Source organism: Streptosporangium roseum DSM 43021 (genome assembly GCF_000024865.1).
GTDB lineage: Bacteria > Actinomycetota > Actinomycetes > Streptosporangiales > Streptosporangiaceae > Streptosporangium > Streptosporangium roseum.
The window spans coordinates 3,997,241-4,013,055 of sequence record NC_013595.1 but is presented as its reverse complement, the minus strand read 5'-3'; the positions used below and the strand labels follow the sequence as shown (position 1 = coordinate 4,013,055).

Below are 15,815 nucleotides of genomic sequence, written 5' to 3'. Positions count from 1 at the left end.
TCTTTCCCTCGACCGCACATCAAGCCCTAACCTGCGCGTATGACGATTCAACTGACCGCAGTACCGGTCGCCGGGATCGATCGATCTGAGTGTCAATTCGAAGTCGGATGTGTCCGGCCGAACACAGGAGGTTTCCATGGCTAAGGGCTACTGGGTCAGTGTCTACCCCGCCATTTCCGGCCCTGAGAGGCTGACTGCCTACGACAAGCTGGCCGGTGCGGCTGTCCAGGCTGGGGGCGGGCGCGTCCTGTCCGTTGGCGGTCGAGTCGTCGCCCACGAGGCCGGAATCACGCAACGCGTCGTTCTGATCGAGTTCGACAGCTTTGAACAGGCCGTCGCGGCATACGAGAGCGAGGCATACCAGAAGGCGCTGGTGGCCCTCCCCGACAGCTTCGAGCGCGACTTCCGCATCGTCGAAGGCGTCGAGCGCGACTTCCGCATCATCGGAGGCGTCTACTGACCGGCGGGCCCAGCCATCGCTGAGCATCCGTCACCTGATACGCACACGGTGCTGAACGACGACTCACGAGACGAGTTCGAAGCCATGCCCCGCGTCCCAGTTCGTCGTCGACGTCCTCGACAGCCTGATCCCTGTCGGGCGGATCGAAAGAAGCGACGCGCCGTCCGGGGCAGCGGGACTGTCTCGCTGACCTCGTCGACGAAACTCACCCTCGCCCGAAGCGAACCGCGAACCGCTTCTCACACGACAGATCGGTCCAGCGAACACACGGCTTCGAATGACCAGGGGCGGATCCTGCATCCATCTGCCGTGTGCCCCATCGGGGCTACTCAGAGTTTGAAGAACCTCAGGTCAAGACCTCTTTCAAGGGGTTTCGATCTGCGGTTCTTCTGTTGTTGAAGTAGCCCAGGGGCGCGCCTGGCTGCGCCAGGATGGCGCACTGGAGCCGGCGACGGCGTGGTGCGGTGGACCAGCACCCGCGCCGACCTGCCCAGGGTGCGGGTGTGGATCGGCCCCTACAAGAATCTGCATGGGGTGGTAGAGCCCACCATCCAGTTCAACGACTCCTTCGAGAACGACGGCCAGGGCAAGGACGCCCTGATCGGCGAGCTGGCCTCGAAGGGCTCCCGCGACATCCTCGCCGAATGCCTGGCCAACCGTGAGGAGGAAGGCTTCTATGACGCCGACTGCTTTGACGACGAGGAAGACATCGGCGCGCTGCGGACGTGCGGAGAGCCCCATCCGACCATCCCCCTCGGGGACTACGGGTACTGCACGCTGCCCCTCCACCACGCCCACCACGTCCATCAGAACGTCAGGGGCGCCCAATGGACCCGCAGCGGGTCCTGACTGCGGGTGCGGCCCGCTACGCGGTCGGCAGGTCGGTGAGGTCGAGGCGCCGGTCCGTGCGCAGCTGGATCTCGCCGTAGGGCGTCATGTTGGTGTGGAACAGCGGGGTGAGGCCGCGCCGGTCGGCGTCGGTCAGGACGTTCTCCCACTCGGGTAGCGCGAGGGTGTCCTGGATCATCAGGGTGTTGATCAGGCCGAGGGCCGACTGGAGGATGTGCAGGCACAGCATCCCCAGCTCCTGCTCTTCGCGCCGGTTGGAGGCGAGTTCGCCGCGCTTGCCGAACTTGATGTAGTCGTTGACGCCGTTGTAATTCTCCACCACGTTCAATCCGGATTCGGTCTCCCGCTGGAGATCGCGGTCGCGGAGCCAGCGGGTGAGGAAGATCGTGCGCTGGGCGCGGCCGACCTCTAGCATCGCGGCGTAGGCCGGGTGGGTGGTCTCGCTGGTGAATCGGCGCAACAGGGCCTCGGTGGACGCGGTCCGCAGCCGGATCGCGGTGGCGTACTTCATCATGATGTCGTAGTTCTGGGTGATGATGTCCCACCGGATTGGCCTGGTCAGCGCGGGGCTGAGGAGCGGGTAGGAGAAGTCCTCGCCGCGGCCTGGCACGTACAGCTTCATCTTGTTGATCTGCTTGAACCGGGCGACCAGGTCGAAGTCCAGCAGCCTGGTGATCCCGAACCCAACGAAGCTGGCGCCGTGGGAGTCGACGAAGTTCTGCTCGATATCCATGTCGGTGCCGTGCCGCATCGCGCCCTCGACCATCGCGTGGACCTCGGAGGCTGAACAGCTGATGAGCTGGCTGTGCACGGCCATCGACCCACCTACCTCGACCGTCCAGTAGATCAGCACCCCGCGCTTGGCCCGCCGGTAGCGGGAGTGCCACTCGGTGAAGATGTTCTGATCGAAAGCTGAGAAGTGGGTGGAGTCCGAGGCGACCGCGGTCGTGCCCACGCCCCACAGGGCAGCCTGCCGGACGGCGAAGGTCGCGTTGGCGATGACCCGGGCGACCTCGCGGCAGGCCTCGACGGTCAGGTAGCGGCGGCGCGCGTACCGCAGGTCGTCCTCGGTGTGCGGGTGGTCGCCGGCGGCGACCGCGCGGATCCCGGTCCCCGTCCCGTAGGCGTAGATCAGCAGCAGGAGCCGCTCGAACAACACGGCCGGGTCCAGGTGGTTCTGCGTTCCGGCCGGGGTGAAGACGTTCAAGCAGCCGGTCCGCAGGGCGGTCTCGGTGAGCATGTCCATCAGCGGGACGACGCCCCACCGGTCCCGGATCGCGGCCTTCAGTCGGCGCAGGTTGCGCGGCTCTGGGGCAGCGTCCAGCGGGGTGAGGTGGATCGCCCCGGCGTTGCGCCGTTCGGCGATCTTCAACCACGTGAGGCCCTTGCCACCTAGGGCGTCGTTCAGCGCCGACAGCTCGGTGTCCATCTCCTCGCGCAGCTGATCGACGAACACCTGCGGGTCCAGCGGCTTGCGGAGCTTGGCATAGTTCTCGGTGCGATTGGCCTCGAAGTCCTTGGGCAAGTCGTCGTCGGGGTTGCGCCACCGGTCCGCCCCGTGGACCCAGATCTCCTTGCAGCGCAGCTTCTCGCGCAGGGACTGGAAGACGCCGCACTCGTACACGGTGCGCAGGATCCGCTGCCGCTTGGTGCTGTCGGCCCGGTACATCAGCTCCACCAGCTCGGCCGGGACGATCCCGTCGACGGGGACGTGCTCGCCGAGGGCGTAGCACTTGATCCGGTTGGACTGTTCGGCCTTGTACCGCTTGATCAAGGTGAGGGCCTGCACCATGGGCGTGTGCACGGTGTTCGTCGACCCGAACTCCAGCACCTCCAGGATCTGGATCAGGCCGATCCGGTAGTGGTTGGTGTAGGAGGCCTTGAACACCCGCTGCTTGTGCTGCCGGTAGGAGGTGCCCTTCGCCCTGTACTCGTGCAGCAGCTGGACCAGCGTCTTGTAGCCGCCCGGCACCGCCGGGTAGATGACGTCCTCCACCCGCGCCTGCGGCGACTCCAGCGCGGCCTCGGCCATCTTGAACAGGATGTTCTCCTTGCCCGACACCCGCTTCAGTTCCGCCACGAAGTCACTGATGACCTTCGTGTCGGCGCGGGCGTTGATCCGATGCACCGTCGCGATCAGCAGGTCGACCAGAGTGTCGGTGATCTCACGGGACCGGCAGTACAAGTAGGCGGCCAGCAACGTCACCTTGACGTCGTGCGGGTGCGAGCGCAGGTGCGACGGCGCCTCGGCCGCGACCCGAGCCCGCCAGGCTGCCAGCACCTTCGGAGCGACGTCGGCGAACAGGTTGTCCGGCAGGCCGACCTTGCCGATCGCGGTCAGCTTGAACACCTCCCGCTCGATCGTCTTCACGCTCACGTTGCCCGGCTCCTCGCGGATCACCGCGAACACGTCCACCGCGGCGGCCTCGGCGGCGCCGAACAACGCGCCGTCGTCCTCGTCCTGGTCTTCGGGTCCGTCACCGGGATCGGTGCTCTTGGCGATCAGGGCGAGCAGCTGCGGGACGGCCTCTGCAGGGATCCGGCTGGAGATCCGGGAGGTCTGCGTCTGCTCGGCCTGCCGCAGCGCTGTCCCGATGATCCGGCGGATCCGGTCCCGCGCCGGCGGCTCGATCCGCTCCTGGCGCAGATGCGCCAGGAGCTCGGCGCGGACGCGGTCGACCTGCCGCTCCTTCAGGCAGACCTGGGCCGCCAGCCAGTCCGCGGCCTTGTCGGAATCAGCGAGAGAGCACTCGCGGAACCCGAAGTACTTCCGGATGTCCTTGCGGTGATCCTTGATCGTCCGGCCGTCCCACTCATACAGCCCCAGCTCTGAGGCGGGTACGTCGACCAGCCGGGCGACGTAGGCGACGGCCTGATCGGGAAGCTCGGCGCGGCCCGTCGGGAACCGGCCGTTCAGCGCATAGAACCGCAGCAGGAGCGCGAACCCGAGCTTGGTCACGCCCCGCCGGCCTGACAGCTGATCCAGCTCATCCCCGACCAGCGTCCAGTTCCCAACGAGCTCGTCCTCGTCCAGCACACGCGCCATGCGACATCCGGCTCTCTCGCGAAGCGGTCGGCCACGCCGCCGCAAACCCCACGAATCCGGATCAATACTGGCCGTGCACGATCACGCACGTCCGACGATCAAAGAAAGATCCCTCAACGGTCCGTGGACACTAGGGTGTGTCTTGTGGATCATGCACTTGTCGTCTCCGGCTTGTTGCCGGTTCAGGCAAGAGCCGCCCCCAGCCTCGTTCCACTGATTGGGGGCATGAGTCGGGGTCATCGCCTGCGCCGACGAAGAGGGCGGTCAACATGGGGATCCCGTACGCGAGTGCTTCACGTGGGAGCGGGCCGGTGGCCACGAGCGACACCAGTCCGTGGCCGATGGCCCAACTTTGGGTTGCGAGCGTGAGGGGGTCGACATTGCTGCGGAAGCGGCCGATGGCTTTGCCTCGTTGGACGGCGTGGACGAGGCTGTGCAGGGTGTCATCGGCGGCCTGGGGGTCCTCGAGGTCGAAGTTCGCATCGAACATGACACGGTAGAGGTCGGGTTCGTCCAGAGCGTTGGTCACGTAAGCGGCGCCTAGAGAGGTGAGGTCCTGGACCGGATCCTCGGACATCGTGACTCTGGAGAGCCTGGCTGCCAGTCGGATGAAGCCTTCCTGCCGCATCGCCTTCCACAAACCGTCCATGCCGCCGAAGTAGGTGTAGACGGCCATCGTCGACACGCCGGTTCCGGCGACAAGGGAGCGGAGACTGATCGGCTGCCGTGCGCGCAGCATCTGCGCGGCACGGTCGATCAGGAAAGCGCGCACACCTGGATCCTTCGTCCTAGACATGATCTCACATTACATAGCAATGCTATGTTTTGGAGAGTTAGTGTCGTCATCAAAGGAGTGCAGCTGTGACCGTGACGCTGATCAATCCCGACGGACTACCGAAGCCGGAGGTGTACCGGCAGCTGTCGATCGCCACTGGATCGAGAACGGTGTTCCTCGCCGGACAGGTTGCGCGCGACGCCGAGGGCCGGAAGGTCGGTGAGGGCGACTTCGCGGCCCAGGTCGAGCAGGCCTATCTGAATGTGGGCACAGCACTGGCCGAGGTCGGTGGGTCGTTCGACGACGTGGCCAAGCTGACCATCTATGTCGTCGACTGGAGTGCGGACAAGATGCCGCTGCTGGGCGAGGGGGTCGCGCGGGCAGCAGCGAAACTGGGAGTCGACCCGGTCAAGCCGATCACTCTGCTGGGCGTCGCGGCCCTGGGCGAGCCCGATCTGATGGTCGAGGTCGAAGCCACCGCGGTGCTCGACTAAGGTCTACCCCTGTTCATCTCAGGTGACGGGGTCGCGAAGCCATATCCGGATCGAGGCAACGTCGATGGTGCCTTGGTAGATGTGTTTTCTCTTGTCATAGCGGGTGGCCACAGCGCGGAAGCCTTTGAGCTTGTTGAAGCAGCGCTCGGCGGTGTTGCGGTCTTTGTAGCGTTCGGCGTCGAAGGCGCGGGGGCGCCCGCCGGCCGAGCCGCGGTTGCGGCGATGGGCCTTCTGGTCCTCCTTCTCGGGGATGACCAGCTTGATGCCGCGGCCGCGCAGGTGGTCGCGGATGGCCCGGGAGGAGTACGCCTTGTCCGCCAGCACGCGGGCTGGGGTGACTCGCGGTCGCCCCAGCCCTCGGCGCAGGATCCGGATACGGTCCATGACCTTGGTGAATGCCCGGCTATCGTGGTGCTGCCCGGGGGTGGTTACCGTGGCCAGCGGGCGGCAACGCCGGTCGGCCGCCAGATGGATCTTAGTGGTGCGGCCCCCGCGGGACTTGCCGATGGCCTCGCGGCCGTCCGATTCGTCCTTTACCCGGCAGCCGTTGTCGCGGGGCAGCTCGCGGCGGGCCCCGGCGGAGTCCTAGTGGGCCCGGTTGATGGTGGAATCGACGCTAACCGTCCAGTCGTCGCCTTCGGCCACATCGCACCCGGCCCGCAGCAGGTCCAGGATCAGCTGCCATGTTCCGTCGCCTGACCAGCGGCGATGCCGCATGTATACGGTTTTCCAGGTGCCGTACTCGCTCGGCAGATCGCGCCAAGGCGAGCCGGTACGGGTCCGCCATAGGATCCCGTTGATCACACGGCGGTGGTCGGCCCACCGTCCACCACGAGGCGGATCCGAGGGAAGCCGGGGCTTTAGTCGTTCCCACTCGTCATCGGACAGATCGTGGCGATCCTGCACATGCAGCGATCTTTGCAAAATGTTCCGCCAAGCCAGCGCGCCACGCCGGAGATCCAAGAGACAGGCCCTAGCACCGACCTGGGCGGACTCAATCGGGTGTACTTGGTTGCACGAGTCTTACCGGCACCCCGTGTCGCACCGCATCGCCAGGGGGCGCGCGGACTCCCCTCCTCGGCCCCGTCAGAGAACCCGGCCCTTCGCTGGCCTGCCGCCTACTCGAAGAGGGACGGGTCTCCGGTGCCCCGGCGGAGGATCTCAGGCTCTCCCTGTGAGAAGTCGACGACCGTCGTCGGGGTGGCGCCGCACTCGCCGGAGTCGATGACGGCGTCCACCACGTGGTCGAGCCTCTCCTTGATCTCCCACCCCTGCGTCAACGGCTCGGTCTCATCGGGCAGCAGCAGGGTGCTCGACAGCAGCGGTTCGCCGAGCTCGGCCAGCAGCGCCTGCGTGACGACGTGATCGGGGATCCGGACGCCGACCGTCTTCTTCCGGGGATGCAGCAACCGCCGCGGCACCTCCTTGGTCGCGGGCAGGATGAACGTGTAACCGCCGGGAGTCGCCGCCTTGACCGACCGGAACAGCGCATTGCTCACATGAACGAACTGGCCGAACTGGGCGAAGTCCCTGCAGATCAGAGTGAAGTGGTGGTCACTGCCGAGTTTGCGGATCTCTCTGATCCGGTCGATGCCCTCCTTGTTGCCCAGCCGGCACCCCAGCGCGTAGCAGGAGTCCGTCGGGTACGCGATCAGCCCGTCCGCATGCAAAAGCTCGACTATCTGGCTGATCAACCGAGGCTGAGGGCTGTCCGGATGCACATCGAAATACTTCGCCACACCTTGGATCCTAGAAGGGGGGCGCTCCACCGCATGACACGCGCTCCGCGAAGGCGACCCGCGGACGCCGGGTGAGGTGAGGCCTCCGCCGGGACAGCGGTGGACCCGGCGGCACTGCGGCGGACGAGGACCTGAAACGACGTGCCCGGCTCGCTCCCCGTAGAGTGCCTCCGTCCCCCACACCCCTGGGCCCCGGTCCGGCGGCGCGTGCCGCCCCTGCCCGCGGGCCCGACCGAGGAGCAACCGTGACCGAGCCGGTGTCCATGTCCCCGCAGCAGGAGATCGCCCGGGATCTCCAGGTGAGCGCGTCCTTCGATGTACGGCAGGAGATCGAGCGCCGGGTGGCCTTCCTCACCGGCCAGCTGACCTCCACGGGCCTGCGCTCGTTGGTGCTGGGCATCAGCGGCGGGGTGGACTCCATGACCGCGGGCCGGCTGTGCCAGCTCGCGGTCGAGCGGGTCCGTGCCGCCGGGCGGGAATCGACGTTCTTCGCGATGCGGCTGCCGTACGGCGCCCAGGCCGACGAGAAGGACGCGCAGCTGGCGCTGGAGTTCATCCGGCCCGACCGGGTCCTGACCGTCGATGTGAAGTCCGCCAGCGACGCCGCGCTGGAGGCGCTGCTGGCCGGCGGCATGGTCTTCCGCGACGCGCACCACCAGGACTTCGCGCACGGCAACATCAAGGCCAGGCAGCGCATGATCGCTCAGTACGCGGTGGCGGGCGCACACGAAGGGCTGGTTGTGGGCACCGACCACGCTGCCGAGGCGGTCTCCGGCTTCTTCACCAAGTTCGGCGACGGCGCGGCCGACGTGGTTCCGCTCACCGGCCTCACCAAGCGGCGCGTGCGGGCCATGTCGCAGGCTCTGGGTGCGCCGTCCGCGCTGATCGGGAAGACCCCGACCGCGGACCTGGAGACACTGAACCCGGGCAGGCCCGACGAGGAGGCGCTCGGCGTCACCTACGACGACATCGACGACCTCCTGGAAGGCAAGCCGGTCGATGAGGCCGCCTTCGTGACCATCGTCCGCCGCTACCGGCTCACCGAGCACAAGCGGCAGCCGCCGATCGCCCCCTGAGCCGCTCCCTCGTCAGCCGGGTCCCGACCCGGACGGCCTCGCCTTCCACGGCGATCTCCGCGGCCGCCGGCGGGCGAGGGGACCGGGCGGCGGGGACGGTCGCGTGACCTGGGCGGGCGCGGGGAAGGTGTGATGACTGCCACTTGCGGCGTAGAGGCGTCCTCCGTCGCACGGAGGAGTGCCGCCGGCCGCATGAAGGAGTGGTTTCGACCTTCCGGCCGATGAAAAACGCCCCGGGAGCGAGGACTCTGGAGTGGGCGCCCGGGGTCCGGAACTCGACCGGAGTTCCTGCCCCGGCACGCGTCGGAGCCCACGGGTGGTCCCGTGGAGAACAGGGGGCGGGTTTTGAGACACGCAGTCCGGCCGGTGCGGTGGGTGGCCGGGATGGCCATCGCGCTCGCCACCGTCCTGCTCATCGCGTCATGCTCCGTACAGCGACCTCCGGCCGCCTCGAACGCTCCGAGCGCGGCGGCCGGGACCGGGGCGCACGGCGGTCACGGGAAGCCGTCCGTGCCACCGGCGGCGGCACCGCTGCGGGCCTCCGAGCGATTCGTCAGCCTGAAGCTGCCGCAGCCCTACACCCCGTCGGCGCCCTCCGGGGGCACCGACGAATACCGCTGCTTCCTGGTCGACCCCGGGCTGACCGGCCGGGCGTTCCTCACCGGCAGCCAGTTCCTGCCGCAGAACACCGACATCGTCCACCACGCGATCATCTTCCGGGTCGGCGCGGAGCAGGCCGCGACGGCCGGCAAGCTGGACGCGAGCACGCCGGGTGAGGGATGGACCTGCTTCGGCGACGCCGGCGTCGAGGACGGCGACTGGATCGGCCACTGGGCTCCGGGGGCCGACGAGACACTGCTCACCCAGAAGGTCGGCTACCCGATGCCGGCCGGCAGCAGGCTGATCATCCAGGTGCACTACAACCTGCTCACCGCCGAGGGCAAGCCGGTCGGCAGCGACCAGTCCGGGATCCGGCTGCGGCTCACCGACGGCAAGGCCGACCTCGCCCCGCTGGCGACCGCACGGCTGGCGGCGCCGATCGAGCTGCCCTGCACCGCCGAGGAGTCCGGCCCGCTGTGCGACCGTGGGGCGGCGGTCCGCGACGTGGTGCACCGTTTCGGGGACCAGGCCGGGAGATCCGTGACCGAGCTCAACGCGTTCTGCAACGGCGGCAGGTCTCCCGTCGCCGCCGCCACCCAGCACTGCGACCAGAAGATCGAGGACGCCGCCACCGTGTACGCCGTCGCCGGGCACATGCACCTGCTCGGACGCTCGATCAAGATGGAGCTCAACCCCGGCCGGCCCGGCGCGCGGACCCTGCTCGACATCCCCGCCTATAACTTCGACGAGCAGGCCATCCGCCCGCTGGCCGAGCCGGTCGCCGTCAAGGCCGGCGACACCCTCCGGGTGACCTGCACCCACGACGCCGGCCTCCGCAAGCTGCTGCCCGCGATGCGCGACCTGCCGCCGCGCTACGTCGTCTGGGGCGAGGGCACCAGCGACGAGATGTGCCTGGGGCTGCTCATGGTCTCCCCCGGCGCCGGAGCGACCGGCTGAGCGCGCCCGCGGCGGGCGGAGCACCACCCCGGTCCCGGTCTCGCCGCGCGAGGCCGGGATCGGCGATGGAACACGGGGGCGGAATGTCGGAGGGATGTCGTACCGTCGTGCCATGTGCCGGAGTATCAAAACCCTTCGCGAACCGTACGCCAGCGATGTGACGACTGAGGACGTGCGTGCCGCCGCGCTTCAGTATGTCCGCAAGCTCTCCGGGTTCCGCTCCCCGTCCGCGCGCAACGCGGAGGCCTTCGACCGGGCCGTGGACGCCGTCGCCGCCGCCACGCAGGTCCTGCTCGAAGACCTCCAGGTGAAGCAGGCCCCCCAGCGGCACCCGTAGGGATCGGCGACCGCGGCGATCCCTCCACGCCGTCCCGGGCGGCTCGGCCGGCGCGCGGGCGGGGCCGTCCCGCGCCCCGGTGAGGATCCCCGGCCGGGCGCGGTGAGGGCCCGCCGGCCGGTCAGCTCAGCGGCTGGTCCTTGGTCTCCTTGAGCGCGAAGAGGTAGACCAGGGTCGATCCCAGCGCGAGCGCCGACATGTACCACGCGAACATCCCGGCGTTGCCGCCGTCGACCAGCGCCGTGCCCACCAGCGGAGCGGTGCCGCCGAACAGCGCGACGGTCAGGGAGTAGGGGAAGCCGGCGCCCGACGCCCTGACCCGGGTGGGGAAGAGCTCGGAGTTGACCGCCGCCGAGATCGAGGTGAAGCAGCCGAGGAAGACCATGCCGACGCACTGGACGAGCAGCAGGCTGGCGAAGGAGTCGGTCAGCATCCCCATCAGCGGCACCGGCAGCACCGTGAACGCCAGGCCGAAGGCGATCAGCATCGGCCTGCGGCCGACCCGGTCCGACAGCATGCCGAGCAGCGGCTGCAGCACCATGAAGAACAGCAGCGAGACCGTGCCGACCTGGAGTGCCTCGGCCTTGTCGAACTTGACCGTGAGCTGGGCGTAGGTGGGCAGGAACGTCGTCCAGGTGTAGTAGGCGACGGTGCCCGCCATGGTGATGCCGACGATCATGAATGCCTTGGTCGGGTAGCGGACCAGGAATTCGAAGAGCTTCGGCTTCTCGGCCACGCCGTTCTTGATGTCCTCGGCCAGGGTCGTGGTCTCCTCGGCGCCGTTGCGGATCCACAGCCCGACGAGGCTGGCCAGGGCGCCGACGACGAACGGGATGCGCCAGCCCCACGAGCCCATCTCGGCCTCGCTCAGGAGGGCGGCGAGGAGGGCGGCGAGGCCGGAGGCGAGGAGCTGGCCGATGGTGGTGCTGACGTACTGGAAGCTGGAGAACAGGCCGCGCCTGCCGGGCGGGGCGGACTCCACGAGGAAGGTGGTGGCGGCGGCGAACTCCCCGCCCACCGACAGGCCCTGGGTCAGCCGGGCGAGCGTCAGGATGATCGGCGCGAGCACGCCGGCCGTCTCGTAGGTCGGCGTGATCGCGACCAGCAGCGATCCGGCGCCCATCAGGATGATCGTGAAGGTCATGGCGGCCTTGCGGCCGAACCGGTCGGCGAACGAGCCGACGAGCAGCCCGCCGAGCGGCCGCATGAAGAACCCGACCGCGAAGACCGCGAACGTGCTCAGCAACGGCACCATGCTGTTGCCCGCACCCTTGGGGAAGACCTGGGTGGAGAAGTAGATCGCCAGGAACGAGTAGGTGTACCAGTCGAACCACTCGACGACGTTGCCGACGTTGGCGGCCATCAACTGGCGGACCCGGCTCCGTGGGACGCCGAGCGGGGCCGACCTGGGGGGAACTGTGGCCACGGGGACTCCTCGCGCTTAGAGGTGTACGAAGTCTCTCAAGTGGCCTACCTTGCAACTGAATGATAGAACTAGTCAAACATCTTGAAGTCTTTTTATATTTCCGACACAAAAACGAGCCTCCGTGACCATTTTGGATGATCTAGACCGTCGCTTGGTCGCCGCCCTCCAGGTCGCCCCCCGCGCGACCTGGGGCGAGATCGGCGGTGCCGTCGGCGAGCACGAACGGACCGTGGCCCGCCGCCTCCAGCGGCTGATGTCCACCGGAGCCGTGCGGGTCACCGCCATCCTCGACGAGCTGCGCTGCGGGCTCGGCACGCCCGTGCACCTGCACGTCCGGGTCAGCCCCTGTACGGCGGAGCAGGTCGCCGAGGCCCTCTCCGGCCGGTCCGACACCCGTTCGGTCTACGCCGTCACGGGAGCCGCCGACATCGGCTGCGAGCTGGTGGCCCCTTCCAGGCACCTCCTGCACGAGATCCTGACCGCGCAGATCCCCGCCACCCCCGGCATCGCCCAGACCCGGACCCAGGTCGTGCTGCACACCTTCCAGACGGTGGCCGAGTGGCACGCGCCGTACCTCAGCGAGGAGCAGGTCGCGCGCCTGAGGGCCACCGCGCCGACGGCCGGCCCGCCGCCGGAGCACCTCGAGCTGACCGGGGCCGAAAGGGACGTCGTCGGCCTGCTGGCCGACGACGGCCGCATCGGTTTCACCGCGATCGCCGAGCGGCTGGAGGTCTCGGTGCCGACCGCCCGCCGCCGGGTCGCGAGCCTCCTGGAGCGCGGGGCCGTGCACCTGCGCGCGGAGGTGGAGCCCGCGCTGCTCGGCCTGGAGGTGGAGGCCCAGCTCTGGCTCTCGGTCCGCGCCCACGGCCTGGACGAGGTGGGCGAGACGCTCGCCGCCCATCCGAGCGTGCGCTACTGTGCCGCCACCTCGGGCACCCACACAATGATCGTTCAGGTCGCCGTGGCCCACGAGGCGGAGCTCTACCGTTTCCTCACCGCCGTCGTCGGCCCGCTCGACGACGTCACCGACGTCAACGTCACCCTCATCACCCGTGCCTACAAGCGTGGTCACCTGCGCAAGTCGGGCCTGCTCACCCTGGAGTGCCAATGACCCCCGCCGAGACCGAGGTAGCCGAGCTCTGCGCCGAGCTCATCCGCGTCGACACCAGCAACTACGGAGACGGCAGCGGCCCCGGCGAGCGCGCCGCCGCCGAGATCGTCATGGCCAGGCTCGCGGAGGTCGGCGCCGAGGCGACCTACGTGGAGAGCGCGCCGGGCCGGGGCAACGTCGTGACCAGGATCGAGGGCTCCGACCCCGGCCTGCCCGCGCTGCTGGTCCACGGCCACCTGGACGTGGTGCCCGCCAACGCCGCCGACTGGACCGTCGACCCGTTCGCCGGCGAGATCCGGGACGGCTACATCTGGGGCCGGGGCGCGGTCGACATGAAGGACATGGACGCCATGATGCTGGCGGTCCTGCGGCAGATGGTGACCGAGGGCCGCAAGCCCAGGCGCGACGTCGTCTTCGCCTGGGTGGCCGACGAGGAGGCGGGCGGCGAGTACGGCGCCAAGTACCTCGCCAGCAAGCACCCCGAGCTGTTCGACGGGGTCGACCACGCCATCAGCGAGGTCGGCGGCTACTCCCTGGAGGTCGACCCCTCGCTGCGGCTCTACCTGATCGAGACCGCGCAGAAGGGCCTGGCCTGGATGCGCCTGGTGGCCGGCGGCACCGCCGGGCACGGCTCCATGCTCAACCCCGACAACGCGGTCACCGAGGTCGCCAAGGCGGTGGCCAGGCTCGGCTCGCACGAGTGGCCGCTCAAGCTGACGCCGACCGTGCGGCGTTTCCTGTCGGAGGTGGCCGACGCCTTCGGCCTGCCCTTCGACCCGGAGGATCCGGCGCCGATCATCGAGGCCATCGGCCCGCTGGCCCGGTTCGTCGGCGCGACCCTGCGTCACACGACCAACCCGACCATGCTCGCCGCGGGCTACAAGGCGAACGTGATCCCCGGCCAGGCCAGTGCCGTGGTGGACGGCCGGTTCCTGCCGGGCTTCGAGGAGGAGTTCCTGTCCACGGTCGACGAGCTGCTCGGACCGGACGTCCGGCGTGAGTACATCACCCACGACATCGCGCTGGAGACCACGTTCGACGGCGAGCTGGTCGAATCGATGATCGCGGCGCTGAAGGCGGAGGACCCGACCGCGCGGGCGGTGCCGTACTGCATGTCGGGCGGCACCGACAACAAGACGTTCTTCGCCGACCTGAACATCAGGGGCTTCGGGTTCGTCCCGCTGCGGCTGCCCGCGGAGATGGACTTCGCCGCGATGTTCCACGGCGTCGACGAGCGGGTGCCGGTGGACGCCCTGCAGTTCGGCACCCGCGTCCTCGACCGGCTGCTGACGAACTACTGAGAACACCGGCGGCGTCCCCCTCCCCGGGGGGACGCCGCCGTGAGTTACGTCACGGACAAGGCACGAAAAGCGACATAAGGTATATAAAGGACAAGGCTTCCTCTTCAGGAGGGGCCACATCCCCGCACACATTCGCGTGATCGCAAAGAATCCCCCCGGCCCGGCCCTCACCGCGCCCTCGCGGAGACCGGACCTTCCGCCGATCACACGGACACCATGTCCGCCACCCCATCGGAAGGTCGCGCCATGAGTCAGGAAAACAACGGCGCACCCGCCGTCTTCGAGATCGATCTCACCCTCGAGGAGGCCCGTCGGCGCGCCGCGTTCATGGCGGCGGTCGGACCGGACTGGGACCCACCGGCGGTGCTGCGGTCCGAGGAACTGGCCTACGACCTCCTCTACTCCGGCCTCGACGAGCGGCAGCAGGAGACCTACGACATGCTCGTGGCGGCCGGAGTCCTCCCGCGAAGGGAGCCGGGCCGTGCTGCCGATTGATCCCCACGCCGACCTGGGACGCAGGGCCTGGGTGCCATGCCCCGGATGCCGCGACGACAAGGACTGCGGAGCCTGCCTCGGCGGCCGGAACTGCGGGGAGCACTGGCGCTACCTCATCGGCAACACCGGCAGCCGCCTGCATCTGCAGTGCCCGGCGTGCACCCACCTGTGGGATCACGAGACCCACTTCGGTGCCGGCGGGACCGCCCCGTTCTGACCGGCGCGCCCGCGCTCGCGAGCGGCGGCCCCGGCCGGCCGGACACGCCGCGGCGCTTCCGCCCGATCCCGGCCTGTATGGCACAGTCTCAGGTGATCTTCCGTCCGACCTCTGAGACATCGGGAACGGCACCATGACGCACATCGACTTCAGCACTCCCCCGACGCTGCCGCCGACCAACGGCTACAGCCACGTCGCCGGCGTCCCGGCCGGCAGCCGGCTCGTCTGGACCTCGGGCCAGGTCCCGATCGCCGCGGACGGGACACCGGCCACCGCGGGCGACTGGGAGGCCCAGACGCGCCTGGCCATGCGGAACGTCGGAGCCGCCCTCGAAGCGGGCGGGGCGACCTGGGACGACGTTTTCAAGCTCACGATCTTCGTCGTCGACACCTCGGCGCTGCCCACCATCCGGGCCGTACGGGACGAGTTCGTCAACACGGAGCGGCCACCGACGAGCTCGCTCGTGCAGGTGGCGGGCCTCTTCCGGCCGGACATCCTGGTCGAGATCGAGGCGGTCGCGGCGGTTCCCGCGACCTGACGGCGGACGTTCCGGTCACGGGGCGGCGGTCAGCGGACCGCCAGACGGTCCGCCTCGTCCTTCGAGATGTCACAGGACGCCCCGCAGAAGGTGCACTGCACTCCGTACTTCGTCCGCACCGGGAACAGCGGGACGAAGAACAGGCTGAACTTGGTGACCTTCCTGGACAGCACCTGTGCCACCGTGTTGCCGCAGTTGCGGCAGAGGAGCGTCAGCACACCGAGCCGGTGGGTCACGGTGCGGAGGCCGAAGATGAGCATCACCCAGTCCTACCCGACGGAGCCGACCGGTGGCCCCGCCGGGCGGGCCGGGTCTCGCCGCCGAGGAGTCCGCGCAGGGCGCCGGGCATCCGGCGAAAGCCGGGGAACCGCATGACTAAAGCATTTACTGTTAG

At 68.8% G+C, this 15,815-nt stretch carries 16 protein-coding genes and 1 pseudogene; 11 read left to right on the top strand and 6 right to left on the bottom strand.

The features are described from left to right. Positions 1–136: 136 nt before the first annotated feature. Positions 137–460 carry a DUF1330 domain-containing protein gene (locus SROS_RS17560; RefSeq protein WP_012890291.1) on the top strand — a complete coding sequence of 108 codons (324 nt, stop codon included), beginning with the start codon at positions 137–139 and terminating at the stop codon, positions 458–460. A 456-nt stretch (positions 461–916) separates the two neighbouring features. Then, positions 917–1,309, top strand: coding sequence for a hypothetical protein (locus SROS_RS17555; protein WP_012890290.1), 393 nt, complete (start codon positions 917–919; stop codon positions 1,307–1,309). A 16-nt stretch (positions 1,310–1,325) separates the two neighbouring features. On the opposite strand, the gene SROS_RS17550 is transcribed toward SROS_RS17555, so the two are convergent. After that, on the bottom strand, positions 1,326–4,355 hold the full coding sequence (locus tag SROS_RS17550; protein WP_012890289.1) for a Tn3 family transposase: 3,030 nt from the start codon (positions 4,353–4,355) through the stop codon (positions 1,326–1,328). A gap of 130 nt (positions 4,356–4,485) precedes the next feature. Next, positions 4,486–5,127, bottom strand: a complete 642-nt coding sequence (locus SROS_RS17545; RefSeq protein WP_245564662.1) for a TetR/AcrR family transcriptional regulator — start codon at positions 5,125–5,127, stop codon at positions 4,486–4,488. 89 nt (positions 5,128–5,216) lie between these two features. Between SROS_RS17545 and SROS_RS17540 the strand changes: the two genes are divergently transcribed. Beyond that, a complete protein-coding gene (locus SROS_RS17540; RefSeq protein WP_012890287.1) occupies positions 5,217–5,624 on the top strand; it encodes a RidA family protein in 408 nt (135 codons plus the stop codon). Positions 5,625–5,642: 18 nt separating this feature from the next. On the opposite strand, the pseudogene SROS_RS47465 reads toward SROS_RS17540, so the two are convergent. Further along, positions 5,643–6,536 (bottom strand): annotated as a pseudogene (locus tag SROS_RS47465) (IS5 family transposase). Between the two features lie 206 nt (positions 6,537–6,742). Beyond that, entirely contained in the window at positions 6,743–7,363 is a 621-nt protein-coding gene (locus SROS_RS17525; RefSeq protein WP_012890286.1) for an L-threonylcarbamoyladenylate synthase, read from the bottom strand. A gap of 263 nt (positions 7,364–7,626) precedes the next feature. Between SROS_RS17525 and nadE the strand changes: the two genes are divergently transcribed. The 3 genes from nadE (at position 7,627) to SROS_RS17510 (ending at position 10,333) form a co-directional block, all read left to right on the top strand. Then, positions 7,627–8,439, top strand: a complete 813-nt coding sequence (gene nadE / locus SROS_RS17520; RefSeq protein ID WP_174435292.1) for an ammonia-dependent NAD(+) synthetase — start codon at positions 7,627–7,629, stop codon at positions 8,437–8,439. Positions 8,440–8,784: 345 nt separating this feature from the next. Continuing rightward, entirely contained in the window at positions 8,785–9,996 is a 1,212-nt protein-coding gene (locus SROS_RS17515; protein WP_218919863.1) for a monooxygenase, read from the top strand. A gap of 94 nt (positions 9,997–10,090) precedes the next feature. Further along, positions 10,091–10,333 carry a DUF2277 domain-containing protein gene (locus tag SROS_RS17510; RefSeq protein WP_342632932.1) on the top strand — a complete coding sequence of 81 codons (243 nt, stop codon included), beginning with the start codon at positions 10,091–10,093 and terminating at the stop codon, positions 10,331–10,333. A gap of 121 nt (positions 10,334–10,454) precedes the next feature. On the opposite strand, the gene SROS_RS17505 is transcribed toward SROS_RS17510, so the two are convergent. Next, entirely contained in the window at positions 10,455–11,759 is a 1,305-nt protein-coding gene (locus tag SROS_RS17505; RefSeq protein ID WP_012890282.1) for an MFS transporter, read from the bottom strand. Between the two features lie 121 nt (positions 11,760–11,880). Between SROS_RS17505 and SROS_RS17500 the strand changes: the two genes are divergently transcribed. From SROS_RS17500 to SROS_RS17475, 5 genes are all read left to right on the top strand, one after another. Next, positions 11,881–12,870: an Lrp/AsnC family transcriptional regulator gene (locus tag SROS_RS17500; RefSeq protein ID WP_012890281.1), complete on the top strand. Its 990-nt coding sequence runs from the start codon at positions 11,881–11,883 to the stop codon at positions 12,868–12,870. Next, positions 12,867–14,171 (top strand): M20/M25/M40 family metallo-hydrolase, encoded by a 1,305-nt coding sequence (locus SROS_RS17495; RefSeq protein WP_012890280.1) that lies wholly within the window; start codon positions 12,867–12,869, stop codon positions 14,169–14,171. The genes SROS_RS17500 and SROS_RS17495 overlap by 4 nt, the downstream gene beginning before the upstream one ends. A 246-nt stretch (positions 14,172–14,417) precedes the next feature. Further along, on the top strand, positions 14,418–14,666 hold the full coding sequence (locus SROS_RS17490; RefSeq protein ID WP_012890279.1) for a DUF6400 family protein: 249 nt from the start codon (positions 14,418–14,420) through the stop codon (positions 14,664–14,666). Further along, a complete protein-coding gene (locus SROS_RS17485; protein ID WP_012890278.1) occupies positions 14,653–14,883 on the top strand; it encodes a hypothetical protein in 231 nt (76 codons plus the stop codon). The genes SROS_RS17490 and SROS_RS17485 overlap by 14 nt, the downstream gene beginning before the upstream one ends. Positions 14,884–15,016: 133 nt before the next feature. Then, positions 15,017–15,421: a RidA family protein gene (locus SROS_RS17475; protein WP_012890277.1), complete on the top strand. Its 405-nt coding sequence runs from the start codon at positions 15,017–15,019 to the stop codon at positions 15,419–15,421. A 29-nt stretch (positions 15,422–15,450) separates the two neighbouring features. On the opposite strand, the gene SROS_RS17470 is transcribed toward SROS_RS17475, so the two are convergent. After that, positions 15,451–15,681: a zinc-ribbon domain-containing protein gene (locus tag SROS_RS17470; protein ID WP_012890276.1), complete on the bottom strand. Its 231-nt coding sequence runs from the start codon at positions 15,679–15,681 to the stop codon at positions 15,451–15,453. Between the last annotated feature and the right edge of the window lie 134 nt (positions 15,682–15,815).

Coding starts and splice junctions, on each gene's coding strand:
- SROS_RS17495 (WP_012890280.1), top strand. CDS start 12,867: ATGACCCCCGCCGAGACCGAGGTAGCCGAGCTCTGCGCCGAGCTCATC.
- SROS_RS17510 (WP_342632932.1), top strand. CDS start 10,091: ATGTCGTACCGTCGTGCCATGTGCCGGAGTATCAAAACCCTTCGCGAA.
- SROS_RS17490 (WP_012890279.1), top strand. CDS start 14,418: ATGAGTCAGGAAAACAACGGCGCACCCGCCGTCTTCGAGATCGATCTC.
- SROS_RS17550 (WP_012890289.1), bottom strand. CDS start 4,355: ATGGCGCGTGTGCTGGACGAGGACGAGCTCGTTGGGAACTGGACGCTG.
- nadE (WP_174435292.1), top strand. CDS start 7,627: ATGTCCCCGCAGCAGGAGATCGCCCGGGATCTCCAGGTGAGCGCGTCC.
- SROS_RS17560 (WP_012890291.1), top strand. CDS start 137: ATGGCTAAGGGCTACTGGGTCAGTGTCTACCCCGCCATTTCCGGCCCT.
- SROS_RS17475 (WP_012890277.1), top strand. CDS start 15,017: ATGACGCACATCGACTTCAGCACTCCCCCGACGCTGCCGCCGACCAAC.
- SROS_RS17470 (WP_012890276.1), bottom strand. CDS start 15,681: ATGCTCATCTTCGGCCTCCGCACCGTGACCCACCGGCTCGGTGTGCTG.